The organism is Dysosmobacter sp. Phy (assembly GCF_054476235.1).
Map to the genome: position 1 here is coordinate 2,766,928 of NZ_CM136997.1, position 25,278 is coordinate 2,792,205.

A 25,278-nucleotide genomic window follows, 5' to 3' on the forward strand; every position below is an offset into this window, starting at 1 on the left:
TTTTGGGGCGGTTCCTGCCACAAGCGTTCAGTTCAGCGGGATCCTGGTCTCGCCCCACAGCAGATGGTCCGCCACAGACAGGTCCATGGGAGCCGGGAAGCTGCCGGAGCACACCTGCAGGCCCCCCTCCTCCCCCAGGAAGCCGCCGGCCACCGATATCTCCGTGCCGTCCTTCAGCACCAGCGACAGCGGCGCGCTGGGCGTGATCGTCAGCCGCGCCGCCGTGGCGGCGCCGTCCTCGTCCACCGCCGTCACAGCCGGAGGCTCCCCCATGGCCGCCTGCTCCGCCTCCTGGGCGGCTTGAGCGGTGGCCTCGTCGATGCGGTAGGTCCACCGGGCCCCCAGAGGCGAGATCTCCAGCGTCTCCATGGTGATGGGGCCCCAGGAGGTCTGGGCGGTGACGCCGGCCACACCCAGCGTCACCACGCTCTCCTCTCCCATATCCTCCGAGATGGGGAAGGCGAAGTCACCGGTGAAGATGGGGGCGAAGATGCTCTTATCTCCGATCTCCCACTTCCAAAGGCCCGGGATGCGGAGCGTCAGTCCCGCCAGGTCCCCGTCGGCGGTGACGTCCACCACCAGGGCGATCTTGTTGTCGGTGGGATCGCCGTCTTCCAGGCAGGTGACGCCGATGAAGTAGGAGAGGTCCTCCACCTCCCGGCCCTCCGCCGTCTCCAGCCGCATCCGATGGGTCTCCGGATCGTCATTGCTGGAGAGCCAGTAGACCGCGTCGCCCTCCAGCGCGGGCAGCACGGTCCCCTCCGGGGCCTCCACCTCCAGCATCAGGTACAGCGCCCCCTGGCCGCCGAAGGCCGCCAGAGGCGTCATGGTGGCGCCGTTGCTGGTGACGGCGGCGGGCAGCGTCCCGCTGAGGGCCTCCACCACCGCCTGCTGTCCCTGGTCCATAGGGCCGAAATACGCCTCCCACAGAGGAAACGTCACCGCCGCCGCAGTACCCACCAACAGCACTGCGGCCAGCACCGCCGCCATGCCCCGCTTCACCCAGGGAGAACGGCGGGGAGCCGCCTGCTCCGCCATGAGGGCGTCGGTCAGTTCCGCTCTGCCCTGCTCCGTAAAGCGCAGGCGGTCCAGTTCACTCCGATAGACATTCTGTTCCATAACTGCCTCCCAGCATCGTTTTCAGCTTGGCCTTGCCCCGGTAGAGGTAGGTGCTGACCTGTCTGGGGGCACACCCCATCAGCGCCGCGATCTCCTCCACGGTATATTCCTCGTAATAGCGCAGGTAGACGGCCCGGCGGTACTTCTCCGGCAGGGCCTGCACCGCCTCCAGCACCGGGCTCTCCCCCGGCTCCGGCAAGTAGACGGCGGCGTCTGCCGCGGCCTCCATGGGCGCCCGGCGGCGCTGCCAGGCGGACTTGCGCCAGTCCTTGCAGCAGTTGACCGCCACCCGCAGCACCCAGGCCCGCTCCAGCCGCTCCTCATCAAAGCGGCGGGGGCTGGTCAGCAGCTTCAAAAGCACCGTCTGGCAGATATCCTGGGCGTCGTGGATGCTGCCGGTCCAGGTGTACGCCAAGCGCAGCACCGTGTCCGACCAGCGGTCCACCGCCGCCTCCGCCTGTTCTCTTGTGTATGTGATGACTTCCGTTGGTATCCACTCCTCTCGCGGCGCCGTTCACTGATAAAACGACAAAGCCCCGGCCAATCTGGCGGCAGGATGAAAAAAAGCCGCCGGGAATATTTCCCGGCGGCTTTGGCGTGGCTTGGGAGATCAGCCCTCCTGGGCGATCTTGCGGCCCATGAGAGTGCCCATGACGGAGGCCATCATCAGCCCTCGGGTCCAGCCGGAGCTGTCGCCCAGGCAGTGGAGACCCTGGAGGCTGGTGTTGAAGTCGGTGTCCATCTTCACCCGGTTGGAGTAGAACTTCAGCTCGGGAGAGTACAGCAGCGTCTCTGTGGAGGCGAAGCCAGGCACCACGTAGTCCATGGCCTGGATGAAGTTGATAATGTTCATCATGGCCCGGTAGGGCATGGCGGCGGTGATGTCGCCGGCCACGGCATCCGGCAGGGTGGGCCGGATATTGGACTGGGCCAGCTCCTTCTGCCAGGTGCGCTTGCCGTCCAGAATGTCGCCGAAACGCTGGACCAGGATCTGGCCGTTGGCCAGCATGTTGGTCAGCTCGCCTACCTTCTGGGCGTAGGCGATGGGCTGGTTAAAGGGCACGGAGAAGTTGTGGGAGCAGAGGATGGAGAGGTTGGTGTTGTCGCTCTTGAGGTCCTTGTAGGAGTGGCCGTTGACCACCGCCAGGTCGTTGTCGTAGTTCTCCTGGCTGACGAAGCCGCCGGGATTCTGGCAGAAGGTGCGGACCTTGTTCTTGAAGGGCTTGGGATAGCCTACCAGCTTGGACTCATACAGCACCCGGTTCACCAGCTCCATGACCTCGTTGCGCACCTCCACACGCACGCCGATGTCCACGGTGCCGGGGGCGTGGGCGATGCCGTGCTCGGCGCAGAGCTTTTCCAGCCAGTCGGCGCCCCGGCGGCCGGTGGCCACCACGGTGTGCTTGGCGTAGATCTCCAGGTCGGTTTTGCCGTTGGAGATGGCCACGCCCTTGCAGACGTCATTTTCCAGAATGATGTTGCTGCACTCATAGCCGAAGTACATCTCCACGCCGTTTTCCTGGAGGAACCGCTCGATGCCCAGGTAGATGGCCTGGGCCTTCTCAGTGCCCATGTGGCGGATGGGACAGTCCACCAGCTTGAGGCCCGCCTGGATGGCCCGCTTGCGGATCTCCTTGCGCTCGGCCTCATGCTCCAGACCCTCGATGTGGGTGTCCGCGCCGAACTCCAGGTAGATCTGGTCGGCGTAATGGATGGTCTCCTGGGCCAGGTCCTCGCCGATCAGGGTAGGCAGGTCGCCGCCCACCTCGTAGCTCAGGGACAGCTTGCCGTCGGAGAAGGCGCCGGCGCCGGAAAAGCCGGTGGTGATGTGGCAGTAGGGCTTGCAGTTCATGCATTTGCGGGTCTTATCCTTGGGACAGTGGCGCTTTTCCACCGGCTGTCCCTTCTCCACCATAACGATCTTCTGGCGGCTGCCTTTCTTGATCATCTCCAGGGCGGTGAAGATACCGGCGGGGCCGGCGCCGACGATGACAACATCTGCGTTCATAGGGACGTTCTCCTTTTTCTCTCGTTTTCCTCTTTATTTCGCCGACAGGTCCGCCTGGCGCCGCAGCAGCGACCAGGCCGGCACCGGCCGGGGCAGTTTCATATGAAAGACGGAGCCCGGGGTCCGGGGCTCGGTCAGGGGGGCGCCGTCGGCGTCAGTCATCTCCGGCACCGTCAGGGCAAAGGGCCGCGTGTCTGGTCCCACCACCTCCACCGTGTCTCCCGCGCGGAACTTGTTGCGCAGGGACAGTGTGGCGTTGCCCTCGCCGTCGCAGTCCGTGACCAGGGCGATCACCTGCCACTGCCTGATATACCGGGAGGTGTCGTAGTACTGGCCCGGCGGGCCGTAGTAGAAGCCGGTGGAGTAGGGCCGATGGCTCACATGCTCCACCTCGTCCCGCCAGACGCCGTCCAGGGGCTCCCCCGCTGCCGCGGCATCCAGGCAGTGGCGGTAGGCGCCGGTCACGATGGCGGCGTAGTAGGCGGACTTGGCCCGGCCCTCGATCTTCAGGCTGGTGAGCCCCGCGTCCATGAGATCGTCCAGGTGGTCGATCATGCACATGTCCCGGGAGTTTAAGATGTAGCTGCCCTGGCCGTCCTCCTCGATGGGGAAGTACTCGCCGGGGCGCTTTTCCTCCATCAGGGCGTAGTGGTAGCGGCAGGGCTGGGCGCAGGCGCCGCGGCTGGAGTCCCGGCCGGTCATGTAGTTGGAGAGCAGGCACCGGCCGGAGTAGCTGACGCACATGGCGCCGTGGACGAAGGCCTCGATCTCCAGTTCTTCCGGCGTCCTGTCCCGGATGGTGCGGATCTCCTCCAGGCTCAGTTCCCGGGCCAGGATCACCCGGGAGGCGCCCAGGTCGTACCAGGCCCGGGCGGTGACGGGGTTGCAGATGCTGGCCTGGGTGGAGATGTGCCGGGCACAGCGGGGGGCGTACTTCCCCGCCAGGGTGAAGGCGCCCAGGTCCGCCACGATCACCGCGTCCACCCCGGCGTCGTTGAGCAGCTCCAGGTGGGCCGGAAGGCCCTCCACCTCGTCGCAGCGGGGCATGGTGTTGATGGTGCAGTGGACCTTCACGCCGTGGCTGTGGGCCAGGGCGACGGCGGTGCGGAGCTCCTCGTCGGTGAAGTTCCCGGCGAAGGCCCGCATACCGTAGCTCTGCCCGGCCAGATACACCGCGTCGGCGCCGTAGCGGACGGCCATCTCCAGCCGCTCCATATCGCCCGCCGGAGCCAGCAGCTCCGGCGGGCGCCGCTTACCCGGCATACTGGCCGCTGGCAAGGAAGGCGTTGTGCTCTGCCAGCGTGGTGGAGAAGTGGTGCTTGCCGTCGGTGCCCAGGGCGTAGTAGTAGTAATTGGTCTCAGCCGGGTCCAGGGCAGCCTGGATGGAAGCCAGGCCCGGGTTGGAGATGGGCGTGGGCGGCAGGCCCTTGTTCTTGTAGAGGTTGTAGGGGGAGTCCACGGCCTTGTCCTCGTTGGTGATGGCCCCCTCGTGATCCGGCAGGGCGTAGAGCAGCGACGCGTCGATCTGCAGCAGGCCAGCGGTCTCATAGGAGGTGTTGTTCAGACGGTTGTAGATGACCGAAGCGATGTTGGCCTGGTCGGAGCCGTCGGTCTCCTCCTCGATCAACGAGGCGATGGTGATGATCTCCTCCAGGGAATACTTGGAGGCCTCCACCTGCTCCATGCCGTCGCTGCCCAGACGGCTGACAAAGTTGGAGATCAGCTTGTTCAGGGCGTCCTTGGCGTTGTGCCCCACATAGAACTCATAGGTGTCCGGGAAGAGGTAGCCCTCCAGCCTGGAGAGGTCCTCGCTGTTGTTGTCGATGAAATCGTAGTCGAAGGTGGCGGTCTGGGCGGCCTCGGTCAGGGCCTCCTCGGTGTTGACACCCTTCTCCGCCAGCAGCGCGATGGTCTGGCGGACCGTGTAGCCCTCGGGGATGGTAACGGTGACGGTCTCGGCGTTGAGGTTGCCGGAGGAGCTGTGCATCCCCACGATCAGCGCCCGGTAGTCCATGTCGGTGTTGAGCGTATAGGTGCCGATGCCGATTTTTTCATCGGCGCCGGAGAAGGCGGCAAAAATGCGGAAAAACCACTTGTACTTGATCAGCCCGGCCTCCTGGAGCTTATCCGCCACGTCGCCCATGGAGTCCTCGGCGGTCACTTCCACAGTCACCTCCTCAATGGCACCCCGGTTGAAGGCGCACAGATCACAGGCCAGCAGCCAGCCCACCCCCGCCAGCAGAGCGGAGATCAGCAGGACCAACAGGATATAGACGAAGGGGTTGATGCGGCGGCGCCGCCGTTTCCGGGGACGAGCCGTCCGTTTGGGCGCCGGCTGGCTCCGGCGGACCTGCTCGCTGTCCCAGCTGGCGGTATCACCCTTTTTGAAATCAGACATATGAACCTCCTGTTCTTCCCGCTCCGGCGGACCGAAGCGGCCAGAAATCCCTGTGTTTTTCCCCAGCGGGGGAAATTTTTCAATGGCCAGGCTCTCCCGGAGCCAACGGCGCATAGAATGTCTCAAAGCGAGGTGACAGACATGTGCTTCAACAACGGAAACAACAACTCCTGCCTGTGGATCATCCTCATCCTCATCGTGGTTTGCTGCTGCTGCGGCGGCTCCATGGGCGGCAGCAGCTGCGGCGGAAACTGCGGGTGCGGCTGCAATGACGGCTGCAACACCTGCTGCTAAGCCGGGCGGGGCGGAAACGGGGCGGAAACGCCCCGCTCTTCCCTGTCCCGTATTGGGACAGGCCTCACGGAAGCATTCCCACCAGGTCCCAGATCTCCCGGTGGATGTCCTCCGGCGGGCGGACGGTGCCATCCCGGTCGCAGCGGACCACGGTCCAGCCCAGCTGTCGGGCGATGGAACGGGCATTGTCCCGGCAGGCGCGGAGGTAGTCCTCATCCTGCTCATGGATGTCGGCATGGGTGCCGGTGGCCTGCTGGCGCTTGCGGAGCATGGCCTCGGACAGCTCCGTGGGCAGATCCAGGTAGATCACCAGATCCGGCGCCGGAAGGCCCATGCGGTGATACTCCAGGTCGAACAGCCAGCGCAGATATGCCTCCCGCTCCCCCGCCGGCAGCTTGGAGGCCTGATGGACGGCGTTGGAGGTGGTGTAGCGGTTGGCCAGGATCAGCTCCCCGGCCTCGTAGGCGCCGCCCCAGTCCTCCTTGTAGGAGGCGAAGCGGTCCACGGCGAACAGCACCGACGCGGCGTAGGCGTTCACGTCCCCGGCGTGGGCGCCCAGGGCGCCGTCCAGGTACAGCTTGGCCGGCTCGGCGAAGGGATTGCCGTACCGGGGAAAGTCGATCTCCCGGAAGGCGCGGCCCTCCCGCGCCAGATGCTGCGCCAGCAGACAGGCCTGTGTGGCCTTGCCGGAGCCGTCGGTCCCCTCCAGCACGATCAGCTTGCCCCTCATTTGCGTCTCCTCTCCTGCCGCACATGGACCAGAAACAGCGGCAGCTTCATCATCCGGCCAATCCGCCGGGGCTCCTTGCACAGGCGGTAGAACCACTCCAGCCCGTGGTCGGACCAGAACTTGGGGGCCCGGGCCACTACACCGGCGAACACGTCCAAGCTGCCGCCCAGGCCGCACAGCAGCGCCGCCCCGGTGGCCTCACCGTTGGCAGCCATCCACTTCTCCTGCTTGGGCGCGCCCAGGCAGACAAACACGCAGTCGGCCCCGCTGCGGCGGATCTCCTCCGCCACCGGGCCGTCCTCCTTGAAGTAGCCGTCGCGGGTACCGGCGATGGTCAATCCCGGATACTGCGCCGTCAGCCGCTTTGCCGCCAGCTCCGCCACGCCAGGCTTGGCTCCCAGCAGGTACAGGGACTTGCCCCTCTCTGCCAGTTTCCCCATCAAATGCCCGGCAAATTCAATCCCGGGCGTTCTTTCTTTCAAGGGCGTACCCAGCATGGCGGCTCCCTTGATGACGCCGATGCCGTCCGCCAGCACCAGATCCGCGCCGTTGACGGCGGCCGCGGCCGCCCCGTCGGCCCGGCAGACCTCCACGATCTCCGGGTTGGGCGTCACCACATAGTGGGGCCCCGGCTGGTCCAGCATGGCGCAGGCCCGATCCACGGCCTCCGCCATGGTCACATTGTCAAAGCCCACGCCCAGAACGTCGATCCGCATGGAATCACCTCGCAGCATACTCATACAGTTTTATAGTATAACACAATGAAAAACCTTTGTCCAATGTCAAATCGCCGCCGGTTTCTTCCGCTCCGGCAGCTGGGCCAGCACCACCGCCGCCAGCATCAGCACGCAGCCGAAGTACTCCTTTCCGCTCATCCGGTCTCCCAGGATCAGCGCTCCGGCCACCGTGGCGAACACGGACTCCAGGCTTAAAAGCAGCGACACCACCGTGGGGTTGGAGTCCTTCTGCGCCAGGATCTGAAGAGTATAGGCCACGCCGCTGGAAAACACGCCCACATACAAAATGGGACCCGCACAGCGGAGGATGGCGGACAGGCTGGGGTGCTCCGTGGCCAGCATCCCGATGACCGACAGCACCGTCACCACCAGGAACTGCCCGCAGGACATGTCCACGCCGTCCACCTTCTGGGTGAAGTGGTCGATGACCAGAATGTGGGCGGAGAAGCACACGGCGCACAGCAGGATATAGATGTCGCCGCTGCTGACCGTGAAGCCCTCGTTGATGCACAGACAGTACAGCCCCGCCACTGCCAGCACCACGCCCAGCCACACGGCCCGGGGCACACGGCGGCGGAACAGCAGCCCCGCCACCGGTACGATGACGATGTACAGCGCCGTGATGAACCCGGCCTTGCCGGAGGTGGTGGTCTCCAGCCCCTTCTGCTGGAGATTGGTCGCCAGGGTCAGCGCCGCGCCGCAGCACAGGCTTCCCAGCACCAGATCCCGCCGGGCGTGGGGCCGGGGCGCGGCGCTGCCGGCGAAGTCCCGCCGCCGCAGGCGTCGGAACACCACGCTGAGAATCAGCAAAAATACAAAGGCCACGGCCGCCCGGACGGCGTTGAAGGTGAAGGGCTCCACATAGTCCGCACTGACGCTCTGGGCCACAAAGGCCGTGCCCCAGATCAAAGCGGCCAGCACCGGAAAGACATTCTGACGGATTTGATTGCTTTTCATCGCTCTTGCTCCCATACTCGTTCCATGGTAAAATAAAGCATCGTTCCGCCCTTCCGTCCCCTGCGGGGACGAACGGGCACGACGGGTCGTATTTTAACACCGAGGTGAGAAAATGGCAAGGCTTTGCAGGGAATTCTATCTCCAGGACACCCTCTCCGCGGCGCAGGCGCTGCTGGGAAAGTGTCTGGTCCGCCGGCTGGACGGGGAGCTGCTGGCGGTGCGGATCACGGAGACGGAGGGCTACATCGGCCGCTGCGACAAGGCCTGCCACGCCTTTGGCTACCGCCGTACTGCCCGGACCGACACCCTCTTCCGCCAGGCAGGCACCGCCTATATCTACTTCATCTACGGGATGTACCACTGCCTGAACTTCGTCACGGAGCCGGAGGGCGAGCCCGCCGCGGTGCTGATCCGCGCCGGGGAGCCCCTGGCGGGAGTAGAGACCATCCGGCGTCTGCGCTTCGGGGACAAGCCCCTGACCGCCTATCGGAGGAAGAATTTTCTCAATGGTCCCGGCAAACTCTGCAAAGGGCTGTCCCTTACCCGAGCGCAGAACGGCCTGGACCTGGTGACGGACGATGAACTGTTCGTCTGCGACGGCCCGGAGGACCTGGGCCTCCCTGCTCCGGCGCCGGTCAGGGAGCGGATGCGCTGCGGGCCCCGGATCGGGGTGGACTACGCGGAGGAGGCCCGGGACTTCCCCTGGCGCTTCTGGCTGGAAAAGGAGGAGTGAGCCTTGCTGCTATTTGATATGGACGGGACGCTGATCGACTCCAACGGCGTGTGGAAGGATGTGGACCGGACCTTCCTGGCCCGCCGGGGCCTTCCCTACACCCACGCCTACTACGAGGGCGTGGCCCACACGATCCTGCCCCTGGCAGCCAAATTCACCAGGGAGTACTGCCATCTCAGCGAGTCCTGCGAGGACATCATCGCCGAGTGGATGGACCTGGCCAAGGACGCCTACGCCCATGTGGCGGTGAAGCCCGGCGTCCGGGCGTACCTGAAGCAGTGCCGGGCGGAGGGCCGGTCCATGGCGGTGGTGACCTCCAGCGTGCCGGAGCACTGCCGCACCGCCCTGGAGCGGCTGGACCTGATGAAGTACTTCGACCGCGTCACCTTCGCCCACGACCTGGGCCTGGAGAAAAAGGAACCCGCCATCTGGCTGGCGGCGGCCAAAGCCGCCGGCGTGGAGCCGGAGGCGTGCACCGTGTTTGACGACAGCCTCTCCGCCTGCCGGGGCGCCCGGGCGGCGAAGATGCGGGTGGTGGGCGTGTACGATCCCTTCTTCGCCCGGGACGAGGAAGCCATGCGGGGCTTTTGCGACGTGTATATCAAGAGCTTCCAGGAGCTTTTGTGGATGCCGGAGCAGCGGGAGGAACAACGGAGGCGGCGGTCATGAGCGACTTTACAGAATTGCTGGCCCGGACCCGGGAGGAGGAAAGCCGTCTCCCCGCCGGGCTGACGCTCACCCAGGAGACGGCGGAGGGGCTGGACCTTTCCGACCTGGAATTCCACGACGCGGCGCTGCGCAAGTGCCGCTTCATCCGCTGTGACTTTTCCGGCGCCGCCTTTTTCGGCTGCCGCCTGGAGAACTGTGACTTCTCCGGCTGCCGCCTGCCGGGCTCCTTCTGGCGGGATTGCCGCCTGAGCGGCTGCAAGGCCGACGGGGCGGATTTCCGCCGCAGCCGTCTCAAGGACACAGTCCTGGAGCAGTGCCTGTTCCGGTCCGTTCCGTTTACAGGCGGCCGCTGGGACCGGTTAGCTGTGAAGGAATGTAACTTCACAGAGGCCATCCTGTCGGAGCTGCGTCTTTCCAAGGTGACGCTGGAGCAGACCGACCTGACCCGGGCGGAGCTGTTCCGCACTGTTCTTGCCGGCGTGGACCTGACCACCTGCACACTGGAAGGCATCGTGCTGTCAGAGACCTGCGCCGAGCTCAAGGGCGCCGCCATCCATGCCTCCCAGGCGGCGGTGGTGGCCCGGATCCTGGGCATCGAAGTAAAACCGTAGCCGAACCTGACATCATGAGAAAGGAAGCGATCTGCATGAACCGCGTTTTGGAAAAATACCGGGTGAGACAGCCCTCTGTCGGCACCTTCACCCACCTGCGCAGCTCCGTGGCCGTGGAGGCCCTGGGCACTGCCGGGCTGGACTTCGTGATTCTGGATACGGAGCACTGCGTTCTGAACCCGGAGACCATGGCGGAGTGCATCACTGCCGCTGGCGCCGCGGGGCTGGACGCCCTGGTCCGCATCCACTCCGTCACCCGGGAGGCAGTGCTGCACCCCCTGGACCTGGGGGCCAAGGGGCTCATCGTCCCGGCGGTGGAAACCGTGGAGGAGGTGGAGCGGCTGGTCCGCTTCGCCAAATTCCCCCCTGTGGGAGGCCGGGGCTTCTGCCCCACCCGGGACGGCCTGTGGGGCTGTGACGAGGCCTCCCTGGCCGGGGCCGCGGTCTACATGGACCGCAGCAACCGTGAGACCCTGCTGATCCCCCAGTGCGAGACCGCCGGGTGCCTGGCGAACATCGAGACCATCGCCGCCATGGAGGGCGTGGACGGCATTTTCGTGGGTCCCCTGGACCTGTCCATCGCCCTGGGCTGCCCTATGGAACTGGATGCGCCCCAAATGCGGGAGGCGCTGGCGAGGGTGGTGGCCGCCTGCAAGGCCGCCGGGAAGCTGGCCATGATCTTCTGCGGCGACGTGGAAACCGCCAGGAAGCGGCTGGCCGCGGGCTTTGACAGCGCCGCCCTGGGGCTGGACGTGCTGGCATTGATCCAGAGCTACCGGGCCATGGCGGAGGCAGTCCGGGGCTGAGATCTGCCGGAGGCGAAAGAGAGCAGACACCTGATGGTGTCTGCTCTCTTTTCTGCGCCCAGGATGCAGGACCTCTTTTCTTGGCGGGCCGGGAGTGGGAGTTTTTGCGGGCCGCTCCCATCTGCCGGGAGGCTAGGTCCCCGCGGGGGATGTATCCCATTCTCTTTTGACCTGACAAAAGAGAATGCACCGCACCCGGCGGAAGAAAAAAACTCTGAAACGAGCAGGAGGACCTTCCGGTCCTCCTGTTCGTAAGTACGGAGATCACGCAAACCGGTCCGGCGGGCATCAATGGCCCGTCGACCCCGCGCCGGGCCCCGGCGGCCGGAGAACTGCGTCTCCGAAAAGCGGGCTCGGCAGATTGGGCGGGGTGGATATCGAACCTGCCCGCTTCTCTGTCCGCTGCTGCTGGCGGAGACGGGGCGCCGTTCAGTCCTCCCGCCGGCGGATCAGATCGCCGCTCCACTCCAGCAGCAGGGCCGTCAGGGCGTCCAGGTTCAGGGGATGCTCCCCCTGCCGGACGGCCTCCGCCGCCCGGAACACCGCCAGGTCCGCCCCGGTCAGGGCCTTCCCCAGGTCCCGGTGGCGGCGGTAAAAGGTCCCCGTCTCCAGATACGCCCTAGCCTGGAGGGCGAACACCGCCCCCTTGCAGGCCCCCTCCGCCGCGGCCAGATCCCGGCCGTGGAGGCCGTTGTGGCAGCAGAGGTGATAGATGCCGCAGGCGGCGGTATGAAGCGCCCGGCGGGCGTCGCCGGGCTCCTCCGGCGGCAGCAGATCGGAGAGACGGCCATAGTGATCTGTGGTGTCGCGGCGGAACTGGAACAGCTCCCCCCGGTCCCAGGCGGCCAGCTCCGCCGCTCCGGACATGAAGCCGCAGAGTTTGTCCCGCTCCGGCAGAGCCGCCGCGGCGGCGCGGTACGTCTCCAGGTCCGCCGGGGTCAGTTCGTCCAAAATCAGCACGACGTCGATGTCACTGTCCGGCCAGGCCTCTTCCCTGCCGCGGCTGCCCTGGAGGCCGATGTACCGCACCCGGTCCCCGAATGCCACCAGCATGGCGGCCTCATACGCCGCCATCCACTTCGTCATATCCATGGTCACAGCTTCTTCATGTGGCTGCCGGCGAATTTCAGCATCAGCCGTTTGGGCTTGTCCTCTTTTTCAAACTGCACGGTCACCATGGCGTCGCCGGACATGGGCTGGACGGCGGTGACGGTGCCCCGGCCGAAGGCGTTGTGCTCCACGGTGTCCCCCACTGCCAGCTGCAAAAGCCCCGCCGTGCTTCCCGCCGTCCGTCCGGAGGCGGAGGCCAGGGGCTTGCGGACCGGCTCCCGGGGCTTGGCGGCGCCGTAAGTCCGCACCGGAGCGGACCGGGCCGGGGCCGCGCCGAAACTGTCGCCCCAGGGGGCGGTGTCCAGGTCGTCCCGCCGGGCGGCACGGGGCTCCGGCTTGCTGAGCCAGCGGAGGTTCTCCTCCGGGATCTCCTCCAAAAACCGGGAGGGCCGGTTGGGGCTGGTGCGGCCGTAGAGCATCCGCTGGCGGGCGTTGGTCAGTGTCAGCTTCTCCTTGGCCCGGGTCATGGCCACGTAGCAAAGGCGCCGCTCCTCCTCCAGCTCCTCCTCGTCGTACTGGGCGGAGGAGCCGGGGAAGATCCCCTCCTCCATGCCCACCACGTAGACCCAGGGGAACTCCAGGCCCTTGGCGGCGTGGATGGTCATGAGGGTGACAGACTCCTCCCCGGCCTCCACGCCGTCCAGGTCCGTGTACAGGGCGATCTCGTTGAGGAAGCCCGAGAGGGTGGCGTCCTCCGGATCCCGCTCCAGGAAGCCCAGGATGTTGGATTTCAATTCCTGGACGTTCTCGATGCGGCCCCGGCTCTCCAGGTCGTTCTTCTCCTCCAGGGCACGGATGTACCCGGTCTGGTCGCAGACGGCGTCGTAGAACTCCGGCAGGGCCAGCTCTCCCCCGGCCCGGCGAAGGCCGTCGATCAGGTCCGCAAATTTCAGCAGCTTGGAAGCGGCGCTCTTGAGCTCCGGGAACAGGTCGGCGTTGCGGATGATCTCGTAGAGGGACGCCCCCTGGCTCTCGGCGAGAAGCGCCACTTTATCCAGGGTGGTGTTGCCGATGCCCCGGGCGGGGACGTTGATGATCCGCCGCAGGCGCAGGTCGTCCAGGGGGTTGTTGAGGACGCAGAGGTAGGACAGCATGTCCTTCACCTCCGCCCGGTCGAAGAACTTCATACCCCCCACCACCTTGTAGGGGATGCCGTTGCGCTTCATGGCGTATTCCAGAGCGTTGGATTGGGCGTTCATCCGGTAGAGGACCACGCAGTCGGAGAACTTCCGCCCCCGATTCAGCCCCGTGAGGATGTCCCCGGCCACGAAGCCCGCCTCGTCGCTCTCGTTGAAGGTGGTCTTGACGGTGACCGTCTCCCCGGCGCCGTTGTCGGTCCAGAGGGTCTTGCCCTTGCGGCCGGTATTGTTTTGGATCACGGCGTTGGCGGCGTCCAGGATGTTCTGGGTGGAGCGGTAGTTCTGCTCCAGGCGGATGGTCCGGGCGTTCTTGTACTGCTTTTCAAAGCTGAGAATATTCTCGATGTTGGCGCCCCGGAAACGGTAGATGGACTGGTCGTCGTCGCCCACCACGCAGAGGTTCTTGTACCCTCCCGCCAGGAGGCTGGTGAGCAGGTACTGGAGATGGTTGGTGTCCTGGTACTCGTCCACCAGCACGTAGCGGAACTTGCGCTGGTAGTACTCCAGGACCGACCGCTCCTGGCGCAGGAGGGTGACGGTATGGTAGATGATGTCGTCGAAGTCCAACGCGTTGGCAGCGCGGAGCTTTTTGGCGTAGGCGGCGTAGACCTTGGCAATGCGGTTCATTTCCCAGTCGGCCTCATTGGAATGGGCCCTGGCAAAGTCCTCCGGACTCTCGTAACGGTCCTTGGAGGCGCTGATGACCGCCAAGGCTTTGCGGGGCTGGAGTTTTTTCTCGTCCAGGTTCATCTCCTTGAGGATGTCCCGCACCACCCGCTTGGAGTCGTCGGTATCGTAGATGGTGAAGTCCTTGCCGAAGCCGATGCGGTCGATGTCCCGCCGCAGGATGCGCACACAGGCGGAGTGGAAGGTGGAGGCCCACACGTCCTCCGCCGCCGGGCCCAGCCGGACGGACAGGCGCTCTTTCAGCTCCCCGGCGGCCTTGTTGGTAAAGGTGATGGCGATGATCTCCCAGGGCTTTGGCACGTCCACGGCGCAAAGGCGCACCGCCCGGCGGTACTGCTCCTCGTCCGGCTGGTCCGGCAGGGTCTCCAGGAAACGCAAATCCTCCTCCGTGGCCCAGCCAGGGACCTCGTCGGTGTCGCTGCCCCGGCCGTAGGTCAGGAGATTATACACCCGCTGGATCAGCACCGTGGTCTTGCCGCTGCCGGCGCCGGCCAGCAGCAGCAGCGGCCCCTCGGTCGTCATGGCGGCCTGGCGCTGCATGGGGTTCAGCCGCCGCAGGTCCCGGGCGATGACGGCCTTGCGGGCGGCGATGTAACGCTGTTCAAAATCAGTCATAGGGTCCACCTGTCCTCATAGTCTCGCAGACCATTCTATGACAAAAAGCGCCGCCGGTCAAGGGGCGTCGGCCCTGACCGGCGGTGCTCAGCTCAGCCGCAGGATCTCCTTTTTCAGCCGGTTGATGATGCGCTTTTCCAGGCGCGAGATGTAGCTCTGGGAGATGCCCAGCCGGTCCGCCACCTCCTTCTGGGTCTGCTCCCGGCCGCCGCCCAGGCCGAAGCGCAGCGTGATGATCTCCTTTTCCCGGGGAGAGAGCACGCTGATGGCCGCCGCCAGGAGTGAGCGGTCCACGTCCTCCTCGATGGGCCGCATGACCACGTCCGCCTCGGTGCCCAGCACGTCGGAGAGCAGCAGCTCGTTGCCGTCCCAGTCGGTGTTCAGCGGCTCGTCGAAGGAGACCTCTCCCTTCCGCCCGGCGTTTTTTCGCAAGTACATCAAAATCTCGTTTTCGATGCACCGGGAGGCGTAGGTGGCCAGCTTGATGTTCTTGTCGGAGCGGTAGGTGCCCACGGCCTTGATGAGGCCGATGGTCCCGATGGAAATGAGGTCCTCGATGCCGACGCCGGTATTTTCAAACCGCCGGGCGATGTACACCACCAGCCGCAGATTATGTTCGATCAGCTCCTTGCGGGCGTCCTCCTGGTCCAGCCGGGCCAGCAGCTCCGCCTCCCGCTCCCGGGGCAGGGGCGGCGGCAGGGTGTCGCTGCCGCCGATGTAGTGGACCCCGTGCTCCGCCAGCAGCCCCAGCCGCTCCAAAAGCCGCCTTGCGATCATCCTCCATTGTCTCATGTCCCACTCTCCTTTTGCCTGCCTCGCCGCCCCACAGGGCGGCATATCCCGGCCCCAGGGCCGTGGGGGAAAATGCCACCGTCAGCCCCGGGTGCCGCTCTCCGCCGATCTCCGTCCAGTCGCTGCGCACCGCCAGCAGCAGCCCCTCCGGCACGCCCACCGCCCGGTAGGGCACGAGCCGCCATCGCAGCGCCGGCGCCGCCTGTTCCAGCGGCTCCAACAGGTCCGGCGGAAAGCGCAGCAGCGCCGGCGTCAGAAGGCGCCGCACCGGCGGCGGCAGCGCGCCGTCCAACGCCCCCGGGGACACCACCAGCACCGGTGCGCCGGACAGCGGGTCCCGCAGGGCGCTGCCGGTGTCCAGCAGGGCCGTCAGAGCGGCGGTCCGTCCCTCCAGGCACACCCGGACCGGCACCAGATGCCCGCCAAGGCCGTGGCGGGCCGCCGCCCGGAACACCACCGTCAGCACCAGATAGGCGGCCGCCGCGGCGATCAGCAGCACCTTGGCGGAGACGTCGGTATAAAAGACGCCCCGTGCCACCGGTACGCCGCCCCCCGCTAGCAGTCCCAGGCCCAGGACACACCCGGCCATAGCGCAGGACACGGCAAAAAACAGCAGCATCAGCCGCCCCAGCCGCGCCTCGCCGCCGAAGGCCGCCACCGCCAGGACCACCCCTGCCGCCGCTTTGGCCGGCAGGAGCGCGAGGAAGCCGCACCCCGGCAGGAACACCGCCACGGCGTAGGCCCCGCCCAGCACCGCAGCCAGAGCGTAGCGCCCCCGCCGCAGGGGCACCCCCGCCAGCCGCCCGGTGCACAGGAGCAGCAGATAGTCCATCAGGGCATTGAGCACAAAGACACTGTCCACGTACACGGTCGTCACGGCGCCGCCCCCTTTCCGGTCACGGGGACCATTATAGGACAGCGGACTGGGAAAAGCGGTCGCAAAAAGGAGGCGGGCCCGATTTCCCGGGTCTGCCCTCGGGGCAGAAAAAATCCGCCGCGAAAACCCGCGGCGGATCCGTGCGCTCACCCCATTGCCAGATACGGCAGCACCAGGGATGCCAGCAGAGAGATCACCAGGACCACCACCAGCACCAGCGCCACCGTTCTCGTTCCTCTGTTCATGTCCGTCCCTCCTCCGTCAGGATCTTCCGGATGCTCTTCTCTGCCTTGCTGCGGGGCAGCATCAGCTCGTGGCCGCAGCCAAGGCACCGGAGCTTGATGTCCATGCCCACCCGCAAAATCTCCCACTGGGTGGAGCCGCAGGGGTGGGGCTTCTTCAATTCCACTTTGTCATGCAGGTGCAGGTCCATTTTACGCCTCCTGTCAAGCGGGCCGCCGGGGCCGCATATAGTAACATCATCATAACACGCCGCCTCCGCGGCAGAAGGATGCGATCGCTCATGCCGGAAAACAGACGATTCCCGCCGGAAGGCCTGCGCCCCCAAGGGCCCTGGACCCTCCCCGCCCTCCAGGAGGCCATGGACGCCGGTACGGTCCTGGAGGCCGCGGCGGACCGGTGCGACACCGCTCACGCCCTCCACTTCACCTTGGGCGGCGTCCGGGGCCTCATGCCCCGGGAGGAGGTCCTCTCCCCCTGGATCAGCGGGGCGGAGCGGGACATCGCGGTGCTGAGCCGGGTGGGAAAGCCCACCTGCTTTTGTGTCACGGCCATCCGCGCCGACGAAAAGGGCGCGCCGGTGGCCCTGCTCAGCCGCCGTCTCGTCCAGGAGCAGGCCCTGGACGACTTCCTGGAGCACCTGGTCCCCGGCAGCGTGGTCACCGCCGTGGTGACCCGGCTGGAGTCCTTCGGCGCCTTTCTGGACATCGGCTGCGGCGTCATCGCCATGCTGCCCATCGAGTACATCTCCGTCTCCCGCATCCCCCACCCGGACCAGCGGTTCCGGCCGGGCCAGAAGATCCTGGCGGCGGTGAAGTCCGTGGACCGCCAGCGCCGCCGGTTCACCATGACCCACCGGGAGCTGCTGGGCACCTGGATGGAAAACGCCAGCCGCTTCCGCACCGGTGAGACGGTCCGGGGCGTGGTCCGCAGCGTCAAGGACTACGGCAGCTTCGTGGAACTGGCCCCCAACCTCTCGGGCCTGGCCGACAGCCGGGAGGGCCTTCGGGTGGGCGACGGCGTCTCCGTGTTCATCAAGAGCATCCGGCCCGAGCGCATGAAGATCAAGCTCCAGGTCATCGAGACCCTGCCGCCGCCCCGGGAGCCGGAGCCTCCCCGCTACCAGATCACCGACGGGGTGCTGGAGCGGTGGGTCTACTCCCCGCCGGGCTACGAGAAGGATCCGGTGGAGACGGTGTTCACGTCTCCGGACCCTTGATCTTCTCCCAGTAAACCTTGGCGGCCTGCTCGGTCTTGTTGTCGCCGTAACGGTAGTATTTCACGCTTTTCAGGGCGTCGGGCAGGTACTGCTGGCGCACCCAGTGGCCGGGGTAGCTGTGGGGGTAGCGGTAGCCCTGTTCTCGCTCCATGCCGGTGGAGTCGGCGTGGACGTTCTGCAGTTCCCGGGGCACGTCCCCGGTGCGGCCCGCCTTCACGTCCGCCCAGGCGGCGGAGATTCCCTCCACCACACTGTTGGACTTGGGGGCCGTGGCCAGCAGGATCGCCGCCTGGGCCAGGGGCAGCTGCGCCTCGGGAAGGCCCAGCTGCATGGCCGTGTCCACGCAGGCCTTCACGATGCTCACCGCCTGGGGGTACGCCATGCCGATATCCTCGCTGGCGGAGCACAGCAGCCGCCGGCAGGGGGTCACCAGGTCCCCGGCCTCCAGAAAGCGGGCCAGATAGTGCAGCGCCGCGTCCGGGTCGCTGCCCCGCAGGGACTTCATCAGTGCGGAGGCCAGGTCGTACATGGCGTCGCCGCCCTTGTCATAGCGCATAGCGCTGCGCTGTGCCAGCTGTGAAGCGTCCCCACTTGTCAGCATAATCTGCCCGTCCCGGGGCTGCGCCGCCTGGCAGAGCAGCTCCACGGCGTTGATGGCCTTGCGCACGTCGCCGCCGCAGGCGGTGGCGATCTGCCGGGGCACCCCCTCCTCCCAGGTCAGGGGCAGGGCCGCCCGCTCCCGCTCGATGTCCAACGCCCGGCGCACGGCGCCCTCCGCCTCCTCCGGCGGCACGGCCTTGAACTCAAACACCGTGCTGCGGGAGAGCAGGGCGCCGTAGACGTAGAAATAGGGGTTTTCCGTAGTGGAGGCGATCAGGGTCAGCGACCCGTTCTCCATGAACTCCAGCAGGCTCTGCTGCTGCTTCTTGTTGAAGTACTGGATCTCGTCCAGATACAGCAGGATGCCGCCGGGGGCCATCAGCGTCCCCACGTCGGCGATGATGTCCTTCACGTCCTGCAGCGAGGCGGTGGTGGCGTTGAGCCGGTACAACGTCTTGTGGGTCCGCTGGGCGATGATGTTGGCGATGGTGGTCTTGCCGGTGCCGGAGGGGCCATAAAAGACCATGTTGGCCTCCGCGCCGCTCTCGATCAGCCGCCGCAGCACCGCGCCGGGGGCCAGGAGGTGCTTCTGCCCCACCACCTCGTCCAGGGTTTTCGGACGGATCTCGTCCGCCAGGGGCCGCTGCATGGCGCCGCCTCCCTTCTCCGTAAAAATTCCAGATAGGCATTATAGCACAGCGCTGCCCGGATTTCCACCGCCTGGCCCAAACTTTTCCGCCTTTTCCTGGGAAAGGGCGGAAAAGTGTTGCAAATTCCTCTGGTTTTCCGTCGGATTTTGTGGTATCGTGTCAAGCGAGGTGACTGCCATGAAATCCAAAGCCGCCGTGAAGCGGATCATCGAGACGCTGAAAGGGATCTATCCCGACGCCCTTTGCTCTTTGCAATACGAAAAGGACTACGAACTGCTCTTCGCCGTGCGGCTCTCCGCCCAGTGTACCGACGAGCGGGTCAACAAGGTGACCCCGGCCCTGTACGAACGCTTCCCCACCCTGGAGAGCTTCGCCGAAGCCGATCCCAAGGAGGTGGGCGAGTACATCCACTCCTGCGGCTTCTATAACGGCAAGGCCCGGGATATCGTAGCCTGCGCGCAGCAGCTGATCGAAAAGCACGGCGGCAAGGTCCCAGGCACCATGGAGGAGCTGACGGCTCTGCCCGGCGTGGGCCGCAAGACCGCCAACCTCATCCTGGGGGACGTGTTCGGCCAGGAGGGCTATGTCTGCGACACCCACTGCATCCGCATCACCGGGCGGCTGGGCATCACCGATGGGTCCAAGGATCCCCTCCAGGTGGAGCGGCAGCTGCGCCAGAGCATCCCGCCCAAGGAGTCCAACAACTTCTGCCACCGGCTGGTCCTCTTCGGCCGGGACACCTGCACCGCCCGGTCCCCCCAGTGCGAGGGCTGCCCCCTGGCCAAGGACTGCGACACGGCCAAGGCCGCCGCCCGGAAAAAATAAACTCCTTCCCTGCTCCGCGTCTGTACGGCGCGGGGCGTTTTTTTCTTTCCGGGGCACATTTCCCGGCCCCGCCTCATATACTGTGATGGAACTCAACAGCCGTGAGGCGTAAGGAGGCACTATGGACGAACAGACCAAGCGAATGATCCAGCAGCTCAAAGCCAATCCCGCCATGCTGCAGTCCCTGATGCAGTCCCGGGACGGCCAGGCTCTGATGCAGATGCTCTCCGCGGGAGATCAGGGAGCGTCCCTCCAGCGGGCGGCCCAGTCCGCCGCCAAGGGCAACCCTGCGGAGATCATGCGGATGATGAACCAGGTGATGCAGAGCCCCGCCGGGGCGGAGCTGGTCCAGCGGATCAACCGCAGCATGAAGCAGAAGTGACCTGAGAGAAAGGGGGCCGGGCATGGCCGAATTCGACGACAAGCTCAACGAACTGCTGTCCAACCCCGACAGCATGGCACAGATCATGCGGCTGGCCCAGTCCCTCTCCGGCGAGACCGGGGGCGGCGAGACCGAACCGCCCCAGTCTCCGCCGCAGACGCGGCAGGCGTCCCAGGACCGGCACCATCAGGGACCGCCGCCGGAAAACGGCGGCGGCGATCTGCTGTCGGGCCTCACCGGCGGCCTGGACCCTAAGCTGCTGATGCGGCTGCTGCCCCTGGTCCAGGAGCTGGGCAGCCAGCAGGACTCCAACGCCCGCACGCTGGTCTACGCCCTGCGGCCCTACCTGAAGCCAGAGCGGCAGGAGAAGGTGGAGCGGGCCCTCCAGTTGGCGAGGCTGTTCCATCTGGGCAAGAAATTCCTGGCCGGATGGGAGGGGTCTTGAGGGATGTATAACCGGTATATGCGCAACGATGACGGCTCCTATACCCGGATCCCGGAGGAGGAGCCCGCCCGCCGGCCCGGCCAGGCTCCGCCGCCCTCCGGCGGCGGACAGGACCCCCCGCCCGGCGCCGGGGCCGGGGAGCGGAGGCCGCCTCCTTCTTCCGGGCAGCAGGACCGCGGCGGGGAGCAGCACGGCGAGACACACCGGGAGCACACCTGGGAGGCCCCGCCCTTCTACGGTCCGCCACCGCCCTCCGGCGGCCGGGGCGACGGCCTGACCGGCTTTCTCCGGCACTTCCTGGACCAGTGGCACCTGGACAGCGTGGACACCGGGGACCTGCTGCTCCTGGGTTTGCTGTTCTTCTTGTTCCGGGAGGACGCCGACGAGGAACTGCTGGTGGCTCTGGGCCTGCTGCTGATCCTGTAAATGAAAAAGCGGAGGCGCACGCCTCCGCTTTTTCCGTTCATTCCGCCAGTTCCGGCACCAACACCGTGCCGTCCGGCAGGGTCAGATCCGCCGCTGCGGGGGCGGTCAGGTCCACCGTCAGCGCCCCCATGCGGTAGACGGTCTCCCCGTCCACCAGCCGCTCCGCCGCCGCCAGCAGCCCCGTCTCCACGCTGACCCAGTACCGCAGGACGCCGTCCTGCCCCTCCCGGGTCTCCACGTAGATGCAGTTCGCATCGGAGATGGTGCGGTAATCCGCCTGTACGATGATCTCCTTGGGCAGGTCCAGTACGTCCTCGTAGGTGGGGATGGTCTGCTCGTTGTCGGCGGTGATGCCGGCGGAAGGTCCGCTGTGCACCGCGCTGTCGCCGTCATACCAGATATAGGTGGTCTTACCGTCAGTGATGGTATGACGCGCCCGGCCGTCCGGCAGGGTCCGGTCCGTCCGGGTCCACGGGCCGTACACCAGAACGCTGACCTCATAGGTGCCGCTGCCGCCGTCCCAGAACTGTTCGATGGTGATGGTGCGGCGGTACTGATCCGGCCTGGAAAGAGTCGCAATGGCAGTTTGGACTGTCTCCGGCGTCACCTGCACCAGCGACAGCGTGCCGGCGTCATCCTCTGCCTGGTCCGACTGGTCGCCGGTAGCTGAGGTATCCGGAAGCACCACCTGCGGCGGGCGGCGGAGGTTGTTGCCGAACATCACGGCGATCACCAGGGCCATGACCACGATGAAGCCCACGGCGATATGGTTCATCCGGCGCTTGTCCATGGTGTCCTCCTCCCTGGCCGCCCCCGGCGGGGGGGCGTTACTGAAAATCAGCGGGGCGCTCTCCCCGCCCAAAGTGCCACAGCACCGCGTCGGCGATGCGGCGGCAGGCGTTGCCGTCGCCGTAGGGGTTGACCGCGTGGGCCATGCGGCCGTACGCCGCCTCGTCCCGGATCAGCCGCTGGGCCATGGTGACGATGTCGTCCTGGACCACGCCGCAGAGCTTCACGGTCCCGGCCTCCACGGCCTCCGGCCGCTCCGTCTCCCGGCGCATGACCAGCACGGGCTTGCCCAGGGCGGGCGCCTCCTCCTGGAGGCCGCCGGAGTCCGTCAGCACCAGGTAGGACCGGGCCATGAGGTTGTGCATCTCGTCGGCGGGCAGGGGGTCGATCAGGTGGACCCGGGGCGCGCCGCGCAGATACGTGTCCACCGCCTCCCGGACCACGGGGCTCAGGTGGACGGGATACACCAGCTCCACCTCGGGGTCCTCCTCGGCGATCTGCCGCAGGGCCAGCATGATGTTTTTCATGGGCTCGCCGTAGTTCTCCCGCCGGTGGCAGGTGACGAGAATGATCTTCTTCTCCCCGTAGGGCAGCTTGTTCAGCTCGTCCGTTGCAAAGACATAATCGTCCCGGACCGTGGTCTTGAGGGCGTCGATCACCGTGTTGCCGGTAACGAAGAGCCCCTGGGTGATGCCCTCCTTGAGGAGGTTGTTTTTATTGTTGACCGTTGGGCAGAAGTAGAGGTCCGCGATGGCGCTGACCAGCTTGCGGTTCATCTCCTCCGGGAAGGGGGAGTATTTGTCGTAGGTCCTGAGACCCGCCTCCACATGGCCCACCGGCACCTGGTGATAGAAGGCCGACAGGGCCCCGGCAAAGGTGGTGGAGGTGTCCCCGTGGACCAGGATCATATCCGGCTTCAGCGTGTCGATGGCCTCGTCCATGCCGGTGAGGCACTTGCTGGTGATGGTGGACAGGGTCTGCCGGGGGGTCATGATGTCCAGGTCCCAGTCGGGCTTCAGGTCAAAGACCTCCAGCACGCTGTCCAGCATCTGGCGGTGCTGGGCGGTGACGCAGCAAAGGCTCTCGATCTCCGGCCGGGACGCCAGTTCCTTCACCAGGGGGCACATCTTGATGGCCTCCGGCCGGGTGCCGAACACGCTCATGATACGCAGCTTTTCCATTATTCCTCCTTGCCGTCCCCGCCGGGCGTCTGCTCCGGAGCGGACGGATGCTCACTGTGATGGTGGTCGTGGTGGCCGTGCTCCCGCAGCTCCTCCAGTTCCTCGTGGAGCTCCTCCCGGACCTCCTTGGGGAACACCACCCGGGCGGCCACCGCCGCCACGATGCAAAGGGCCGCGAACAGCAGCATGGCCTTCTCCTCCCCGCCGGTGGTCAGCACCACGGCGCTAAGGCCCAGGATGGCGGAGATCACATACAGCGTGGCCACCGCCTGCTTCTGGTTGAGGCCCATGTCGATGAGCCGGTGGTGGATGTGGCCCCGGTCGGCGTGCATGGGGCTCTGGCCGTGGGCGATGCGGCGGATGAAGGCGAAACTGGTGTCGAAGATGGGCAGGCCCAGGATCAGGAACGGCACCACGAAGGTGATGACGGCGTAATACTTGAACAGGCCCTGAATGGACATGGTGGCCAGGATGAAGCCCAGGAAGGTAGCGCCGGTGTCGCCCATGAACATCTTGGCGGGGTTCATGTTGTAGGGCATGAACCCCACGCACGCGCCCACCAGGGCCGCCAGGGCGATGGCCACCTGGTTCTGGGCCGTCACCAGGGCGATGACCAGCATGGTGGTGGCGGAGATGGCGGACACGCCGTTGGCGAGGCCGTCCAGCCCGTCGATCAGGTTCACGGAGTTGGTGATGGCCACGATCCACAGCACCGTCACCGGCACCGACATCCAGCCCAGCACCCAGTACAGGTTGTCCGAAAAGACGTTGGGGTTGGAAAAGGCCTGGATCACCACCCCGTGGGTGGCGGGGATCAGGGCCGCCACGATCTGCACCACGAATTTCAGCAGCGCCGGCAGGGCCATGATGTCGTCCACCACGCCCAGCACCACGATGACCACGGCACCCAGCAAGATGCTCTTCATCTCCGGAGTGATAGGGACGAAGAGCAGGATGCTCACCATGAAGCCGATGAAGATGGCCAGGCCCCCCAGCCGGGGGATGGGCACCTTGTGCATCCGCCGCTCGTCCTTGGGCACGTCGATGGCGCCCACTTTATAGGCGAAGGTCTTGACCACCGGGGTGGTCAGGAAGCTGACCATCCCCGCCACCAGCAGCGCCAGCAGCACCAGGACGATCAGACCGCTCTCAAACTCCATTGCGCGACCTCCGTCAGCGGGGCAGGAAGCCCACTTTTTTATAGACCTTGGAGAGGGTGCGGCCCGCTACATAGGCGGCCTTCTCGGCGCCGGCGCGGTACACGCTCTCGAGATAGCCCTTGTCCGCCAGCAGGCGCTCCGTCTCCTCCCGGATGGGCCGCAGCAGCTCCACCACGGCCTCGCCCACGGCCTTCTTGAAGTCGCCGTAGCCGCGGCCGGCGAACTCCGCCTCGATCTCCTCGAAGGTGCGGCCGGTGGCTACGGAGTAGATCTGCATGAGGTTGGACACGCCGGGCTTGGTCTCCTTGTCGTAGCGGACGCAGGCGTCGGAGTCCGTCACAGCCTTCTTGAACTTGCGCAGGATATCCTCGGGCTTTTCCAGCATATAGACGCAGCCGCCCGGGTCCTTGTCGGACTTGCTCATCTTGCTCTCGGGGCTGGTGAGACTCATGACCCGGGCGCCCACCTGGGGAATGTAGGGCTCGGGGATCTTGAACACGTCGCCGTAGATGCCATTGAAGCGGTTGGCGATGTCCCGGCAGATCTCCACGTGCTGCTTCTGATCGCCGCCCACGGGCACCAGGTCCGCCTGGTAGAGCAGGATATCGGCGGCCATCAGAGCCGGATAGGTGAAAAGACCCGCATTGATGTTGTCGGCGTTCTTGGCGGACTTGTCCTTAAACTGGGTCATGCGGCTGAGCTCACCGAACATGGTGTAGCAGTCCAGCACCCAGCCCAGCTGGGCGTGGGCGGGCACGTGGGACTGGACGAAGAGCACGTTCTTCTCCGGGTCCAGGCCGCTGGCAATGTAGGCCGCCACCTGGGTCAGGGTGTGACGGCGCAGCGCCGCCGGGTCCTGCCGGACGGTGATGGTGTGCATGTCCGCCAGCATATAGTAGCAGTCGTACTGATCGGCCAGGGCCGCCCAGTTCTTGATGGCCCCCAGATAGGAGCCCAGGGTCAGGTCGCCGGAGGGCTGAATGCCGCTCAAAATACGCTTTTTCTGCACTTCATTTTCCATAAGTCGGAACACCTCAAATCTTTCTATTGAAAGCGTCCTTTGCCAGGGCGCAATTTAA

Annotated in this window: 27 protein-coding genes and 1 pseudogene; 10 read left to right on the forward strand and 18 right to left on the reverse strand. The window is 66.0% G+C overall.

The features are described from left to right. Window positions 1–27: 27 nt before the first annotated feature. The 5 genes from ACVDHE_RS13770 to mltG form a co-directional block, all read right to left on the reverse strand. Window positions 28–1,119, reverse strand: coding sequence for a hypothetical protein (locus tag ACVDHE_RS13770; protein WP_458884872.1), 1,092 nt, complete (start codon window positions 1,117–1,119; stop codon window positions 28–30). Next, on the reverse strand, window positions 1,094–1,564 hold the full coding sequence (locus ACVDHE_RS13775; protein ID WP_213038568.1) for an RNA polymerase sigma factor: 471 nt from the start codon (window positions 1,562–1,564) through the stop codon (window positions 1,094–1,096). Before ACVDHE_RS13775 ends, ACVDHE_RS13770 begins: the two co-directional genes overlap by 26 nt. Window positions 1,565–1,729: 165 nt before the next feature. Then, entirely contained in the window at window positions 1,730–3,127 is a 1,398-nt protein-coding gene (locus tag ACVDHE_RS13780; protein ID WP_213038569.1) for an NAD(P)/FAD-dependent oxidoreductase, read from the reverse strand. 33 nt (window positions 3,128–3,160) lie between these two features. Beyond that, on the reverse strand, window positions 3,161–4,390 hold the full coding sequence (locus ACVDHE_RS13785; protein ID WP_213038570.1) for a peptidase U32 family protein: 1,230 nt from the start codon (window positions 4,388–4,390) through the stop codon (window positions 3,161–3,163). Next, entirely contained in the window at window positions 4,380–5,525 is a 1,146-nt protein-coding gene (mltG, locus tag ACVDHE_RS13790; protein ID WP_213038571.1) for an endolytic transglycosylase MltG, read from the reverse strand. The genes ACVDHE_RS13785 and mltG overlap by 11 nt, the downstream gene beginning before the upstream one ends. A gap of 117 nt (window positions 5,526–5,642) precedes the next feature. Here mltG and ACVDHE_RS13795 point away from each other — a divergent pair, with 117 nt between their 5' ends. Then, window positions 5,643–5,819 (forward strand): hypothetical protein, encoded by a 177-nt coding sequence (locus tag ACVDHE_RS13795; RefSeq protein WP_213039950.1) that lies wholly within the window; start codon window positions 5,643–5,645, stop codon window positions 5,817–5,819. Between the two features lie 64 nt (window positions 5,820–5,883). Here ACVDHE_RS13795 and ACVDHE_RS13800 read toward each other — a convergent pair whose 3' ends face one another. The 3 genes from ACVDHE_RS13800 to ACVDHE_RS13810 are packed head-to-tail and all read right to left on the reverse strand — an operon-like array spanning window position 5,884 to window position 8,243. Then, on the reverse strand, window positions 5,884–6,549 hold the full coding sequence (locus ACVDHE_RS13800) for a dTMP kinase (RefSeq protein ID WP_213038572.1): 666 nt from the start codon (window positions 6,547–6,549) through the stop codon (window positions 5,884–5,886). Further along, on the reverse strand, window positions 6,546–7,289 hold the full coding sequence (locus tag ACVDHE_RS13805; protein WP_458884873.1) for a WecB/TagA/CpsF family glycosyltransferase: 744 nt from the start codon (window positions 7,287–7,289) through the stop codon (window positions 6,546–6,548). Before ACVDHE_RS13805 ends, ACVDHE_RS13800 begins: the two co-directional genes overlap by 4 nt. Window positions 7,290–7,331: 42 nt before the next feature. Then, window positions 7,332–8,243 carry a DMT family transporter gene (locus ACVDHE_RS13810; RefSeq protein ID WP_458884874.1) on the reverse strand — a complete coding sequence of 304 codons (912 nt, stop codon included), beginning with the start codon at window positions 8,241–8,243 and terminating at the stop codon, window positions 7,332–7,334. 112 nt (window positions 8,244–8,355) lie between these two features. Between ACVDHE_RS13810 and ACVDHE_RS13815 the strand changes: the two genes are divergently transcribed. The 4 genes from ACVDHE_RS13815 to ACVDHE_RS13830 are packed head-to-tail and all read left to right on the forward strand — an operon-like array spanning window position 8,356 to window position 11,062. Continuing rightward, window positions 8,356–8,976 carry a DNA-3-methyladenine glycosylase gene (locus ACVDHE_RS13815; protein ID WP_325224357.1) on the forward strand — a complete coding sequence of 207 codons (621 nt, stop codon included), beginning with the start codon at window positions 8,356–8,358 and terminating at the stop codon, window positions 8,974–8,976. 3 nt (window positions 8,977–8,979) lie between these two features. Then, the gene (locus ACVDHE_RS13820) at window positions 8,980–9,645 is read left to right on the forward strand and encodes an HAD family hydrolase (RefSeq protein ID WP_325224359.1); all 666 of its coding nucleotides are present in this window, start codon (window positions 8,980–8,982) and stop codon (window positions 9,643–9,645) included. Continuing rightward, window positions 9,642–10,256 (forward strand): pentapeptide repeat-containing protein, encoded by a 615-nt coding sequence (locus ACVDHE_RS13825; protein WP_458884875.1) that lies wholly within the window; start codon window positions 9,642–9,644, stop codon window positions 10,254–10,256. The genes ACVDHE_RS13820 and ACVDHE_RS13825 overlap by 4 nt, the downstream gene beginning before the upstream one ends. 35 nt (window positions 10,257–10,291) lie before the next feature. Beyond that, on the forward strand, window positions 10,292–11,062 hold the full coding sequence (locus tag ACVDHE_RS13830) for an HpcH/HpaI aldolase family protein (RefSeq protein WP_458884876.1): 771 nt from the start codon (window positions 10,292–10,294) through the stop codon (window positions 11,060–11,062). Window positions 11,063–11,491: 429 nt separating this feature from the next. Here the strand turns inward: ACVDHE_RS13830 and ACVDHE_RS13835 are convergent, their stop codons facing one another. The 5 genes and pseudogenes from ACVDHE_RS13835 to ACVDHE_RS13855 all read right to left on the reverse strand — a co-directional run bounded on the left by ACVDHE_RS13835 (window position 11,492) and on the right by ACVDHE_RS13855 (window position 16,715). After that, window positions 11,492–12,154, reverse strand: coding sequence for a nucleotidyltransferase domain-containing protein (locus tag ACVDHE_RS13835; protein WP_458884877.1), 663 nt, complete (start codon window positions 12,152–12,154; stop codon window positions 11,492–11,494). 2 nt (window positions 12,155–12,156) lie between these two features. Next, entirely contained in the window at window positions 12,157–14,613 is a 2,457-nt protein-coding gene (locus ACVDHE_RS13840) for an ATP-dependent helicase (protein WP_458884878.1), read from the reverse strand. Window positions 14,614–14,700: 87 nt separating this feature from the next. Continuing rightward, window positions 14,701–15,405 (reverse strand): RNA polymerase sporulation sigma factor SigE, encoded by a 705-nt coding sequence (sigE, locus tag ACVDHE_RS13845; RefSeq protein ID WP_213038580.1) that lies wholly within the window; start codon window positions 15,403–15,405, stop codon window positions 14,701–14,703. Window positions 15,406–15,472: 67 nt separating this feature from the next. Beyond that, a pseudogene (locus ACVDHE_RS13850) lies at window positions 15,473–16,432 on the reverse strand (sigma-E processing peptidase SpoIIGA); the annotation flags it as partial. A 91-nt stretch (window positions 16,433–16,523) separates the two neighbouring features. After that, the gene (locus ACVDHE_RS13855) at window positions 16,524–16,715 is read right to left on the reverse strand and encodes a DUF951 domain-containing protein (protein ID WP_325224375.1); all 192 of its coding nucleotides are present in this window, start codon (window positions 16,713–16,715) and stop codon (window positions 16,524–16,526) included. A 90-nt stretch (window positions 16,716–16,805) separates the two neighbouring features. On the opposite strand from ACVDHE_RS13855, the gene ACVDHE_RS13860 reads away from it, so the two are divergent. Next, on the forward strand, window positions 16,806–17,741 hold the full coding sequence (locus tag ACVDHE_RS13860) for a S1 RNA-binding domain-containing protein (protein ID WP_458884879.1): 936 nt from the start codon (window positions 16,806–16,808) through the stop codon (window positions 17,739–17,741). Here the strand turns inward: ACVDHE_RS13860 and ACVDHE_RS13865 are convergent. Continuing rightward, complete coding sequence (locus tag ACVDHE_RS13865) at window positions 17,722–18,990, reverse strand: replication-associated recombination protein A (protein ID WP_325224380.1); 1,269 nt, start codon at window positions 18,988–18,990, stop codon at window positions 17,722–17,724. The two genes, ACVDHE_RS13860 and ACVDHE_RS13865, sit on opposite strands and share 20 nt — an antisense overlap. A 178-nt stretch (window positions 18,991–19,168) precedes the next feature. Here ACVDHE_RS13865 and nth point away from each other — a divergent pair, with 178 nt between their 5' ends. From nth to ACVDHE_RS13885, 4 genes are all read left to right on the forward strand, one after another. Beyond that, window positions 19,169–19,816, forward strand: coding sequence for an endonuclease III (nth, locus tag ACVDHE_RS13870; protein WP_213038586.1), 648 nt, complete (start codon window positions 19,169–19,171; stop codon window positions 19,814–19,816). A 121-nt stretch (window positions 19,817–19,937) separates the two neighbouring features. Continuing rightward, window positions 19,938–20,198: a hypothetical protein gene (locus ACVDHE_RS13875; protein ID WP_418725262.1), complete on the forward strand. Its 261-nt coding sequence runs from the start codon at window positions 19,938–19,940 to the stop codon at window positions 20,196–20,198. 22 nt (window positions 20,199–20,220) lie between these two features. Further along, the gene (locus ACVDHE_RS13880; RefSeq protein ID WP_458884881.1) at window positions 20,221–20,643 is read left to right on the forward strand and encodes a hypothetical protein; all 423 of its coding nucleotides are present in this window, start codon (window positions 20,221–20,223) and stop codon (window positions 20,641–20,643) included. A gap of 3 nt (window positions 20,644–20,646) precedes the next feature. Next, window positions 20,647–21,069: a hypothetical protein gene (locus ACVDHE_RS13885; protein WP_458884883.1), complete on the forward strand. Its 423-nt coding sequence runs from the start codon at window positions 20,647–20,649 to the stop codon at window positions 21,067–21,069. 37 nt (window positions 21,070–21,106) lie between these two features. Here ACVDHE_RS13885 and ACVDHE_RS13890 read toward each other — a convergent pair whose 3' ends face one another. The 4 genes from ACVDHE_RS13890 to trpS are packed head-to-tail and all read right to left on the reverse strand — an operon-like array spanning window position 21,107 to window position 25,220. Then, window positions 21,107–21,859, reverse strand: coding sequence for a hypothetical protein (locus ACVDHE_RS13890; RefSeq protein WP_458884884.1), 753 nt, complete (start codon window positions 21,857–21,859; stop codon window positions 21,107–21,109). 37 nt (window positions 21,860–21,896) lie between these two features. Then, entirely contained in the window at window positions 21,897–23,039 is a 1,143-nt protein-coding gene (wecB, locus tag ACVDHE_RS13895; protein WP_325224417.1) for a non-hydrolyzing UDP-N-acetylglucosamine 2-epimerase, read from the reverse strand. Next, window positions 23,039–24,199 carry an MraY family glycosyltransferase gene (locus tag ACVDHE_RS13900; RefSeq protein ID WP_418726066.1) on the reverse strand — a complete coding sequence of 387 codons (1,161 nt, stop codon included), beginning with the start codon at window positions 24,197–24,199 and terminating at the stop codon, window positions 23,039–23,041. Before ACVDHE_RS13900 ends, wecB begins: the two co-directional genes overlap by 1 nt. A 13-nt stretch (window positions 24,200–24,212) precedes the next feature. Beyond that, entirely contained in the window at window positions 24,213–25,220 is a 1,008-nt protein-coding gene (gene trpS, locus ACVDHE_RS13905; protein WP_458884885.1) for a tryptophan--tRNA ligase, read from the reverse strand. Window positions 25,221–25,278 lie beyond the last annotated feature (58 nt).

What these genes read in the sequence shown, in the direction of transcription:
- ACVDHE_RS13800 (WP_213038572.1), bottom strand. Translation starts at nt 6,549, where the DNA reads ATGAGGGGCAAGCTGATCGTGCTGGAGGGGACCGACGGCTCCGGCAAG.
- ACVDHE_RS13785 (WP_213038570.1), bottom strand. Translation starts at nt 4,390, where the DNA reads ATGCCGGGTAAGCGGCGCCCGCCGGAGCTGCTGGCTCCGGCGGGCGAT.
- ACVDHE_RS13805 (WP_458884873.1), bottom strand. Translation starts at nt 7,289, where the DNA reads ATGAGTATGCTGCGAGGTGATTCCATGCGGATCGACGTTCTGGGCGTG.
- nth (WP_213038586.1), top strand. Translation starts at nt 19,169, where the DNA reads ATGAAATCCAAAGCCGCCGTGAAGCGGATCATCGAGACGCTGAAAGGG.
- ACVDHE_RS13875 (WP_418725262.1), top strand. Translation starts at nt 19,938, where the DNA reads ATGGACGAACAGACCAAGCGAATGATCCAGCAGCTCAAAGCCAATCCC.
- trpS (WP_458884885.1), bottom strand. Translation starts at nt 25,220, where the DNA reads ATGGAAAATGAAGTGCAGAAAAAGCGTATTTTGAGCGGCATTCAGCCC.
- ACVDHE_RS13865 (WP_325224380.1), bottom strand. Translation starts at nt 18,990, where the DNA reads ATGCAGCGGCCCCTGGCGGACGAGATCCGTCCGAAAACCCTGGACGAG.
- ACVDHE_RS13830 (WP_458884876.1), top strand. Translation starts at nt 10,292, where the DNA reads ATGAACCGCGTTTTGGAAAAATACCGGGTGAGACAGCCCTCTGTCGGC.
- ACVDHE_RS13770 (WP_458884872.1), bottom strand. Translation starts at nt 1,119, where the DNA reads ATGGAACAGAATGTCTATCGGAGTGAACTGGACCGCCTGCGCTTTACG.
- ACVDHE_RS13780 (WP_213038569.1), bottom strand. Translation starts at nt 3,127, where the DNA reads ATGAACGCAGATGTTGTCATCGTCGGCGCCGGCCCCGCCGGTATCTTC.
- ACVDHE_RS13825 (WP_458884875.1), top strand. Translation starts at nt 9,642, where the DNA reads ATGAGCGACTTTACAGAATTGCTGGCCCGGACCCGGGAGGAGGAAAGC.
- ACVDHE_RS13795 (WP_213039950.1), top strand. Translation starts at nt 5,643, where the DNA reads ATGTCTCAAAGCGAGGTGACAGACATGTGCTTCAACAACGGAAACAAC.
- mltG (WP_213038571.1), bottom strand. Translation starts at nt 5,525, where the DNA reads ATGTCTGATTTCAAAAAGGGTGATACCGCCAGCTGGGACAGCGAGCAG.
- ACVDHE_RS13810 (WP_458884874.1), bottom strand. Translation starts at nt 8,243, where the DNA reads ATGAAAAGCAATCAAATCCGTCAGAATGTCTTTCCGGTGCTGGCCGCT.
- ACVDHE_RS13885 (WP_458884883.1), top strand. Translation starts at nt 20,647, where the DNA reads ATGTATAACCGGTATATGCGCAACGATGACGGCTCCTATACCCGGATC.
- sigE (WP_213038580.1), bottom strand. Translation starts at nt 15,405, where the DNA reads ATGAGACAATGGAGGATGATCGCAAGGCGGCTTTTGGAGCGGCTGGGG.
- ACVDHE_RS13815 (WP_325224357.1), top strand. Translation starts at nt 8,356, where the DNA reads ATGGCAAGGCTTTGCAGGGAATTCTATCTCCAGGACACCCTCTCCGCG.
- ACVDHE_RS13860 (WP_458884879.1), top strand. Translation starts at nt 16,806, where the DNA reads ATGCCGGAAAACAGACGATTCCCGCCGGAAGGCCTGCGCCCCCAAGGG.
- ACVDHE_RS13880 (WP_458884881.1), top strand. Translation starts at nt 20,221, where the DNA reads ATGGCCGAATTCGACGACAAGCTCAACGAACTGCTGTCCAACCCCGAC.
- ACVDHE_RS13835 (WP_458884877.1), bottom strand. Translation starts at nt 12,154, where the DNA reads ATGGATATGACGAAGTGGATGGCGGCGTATGAGGCCGCCATGCTGGTG.
- ACVDHE_RS13900 (WP_418726066.1), bottom strand. Translation starts at nt 24,199, where the DNA reads ATGGAGTTTGAGAGCGGTCTGATCGTCCTGGTGCTGCTGGCGCTGCTG.
- wecB (WP_325224417.1), bottom strand. Translation starts at nt 23,039, where the DNA reads ATGGAAAAGCTGCGTATCATGAGCGTGTTCGGCACCCGGCCGGAGGCC.
- ACVDHE_RS13840 (WP_458884878.1), bottom strand. Translation starts at nt 14,613, where the DNA reads ATGACTGATTTTGAACAGCGTTACATCGCCGCCCGCAAGGCCGTCATC.
- ACVDHE_RS13890 (WP_458884884.1), bottom strand. Translation starts at nt 21,859, where the DNA reads ATGGACAAGCGCCGGATGAACCATATCGCCGTGGGCTTCATCGTGGTC.
- ACVDHE_RS13855 (WP_325224375.1), bottom strand. Translation starts at nt 16,715, where the DNA reads ATGGACCTGCACCTGCATGACAAAGTGGAATTGAAGAAGCCCCACCCC.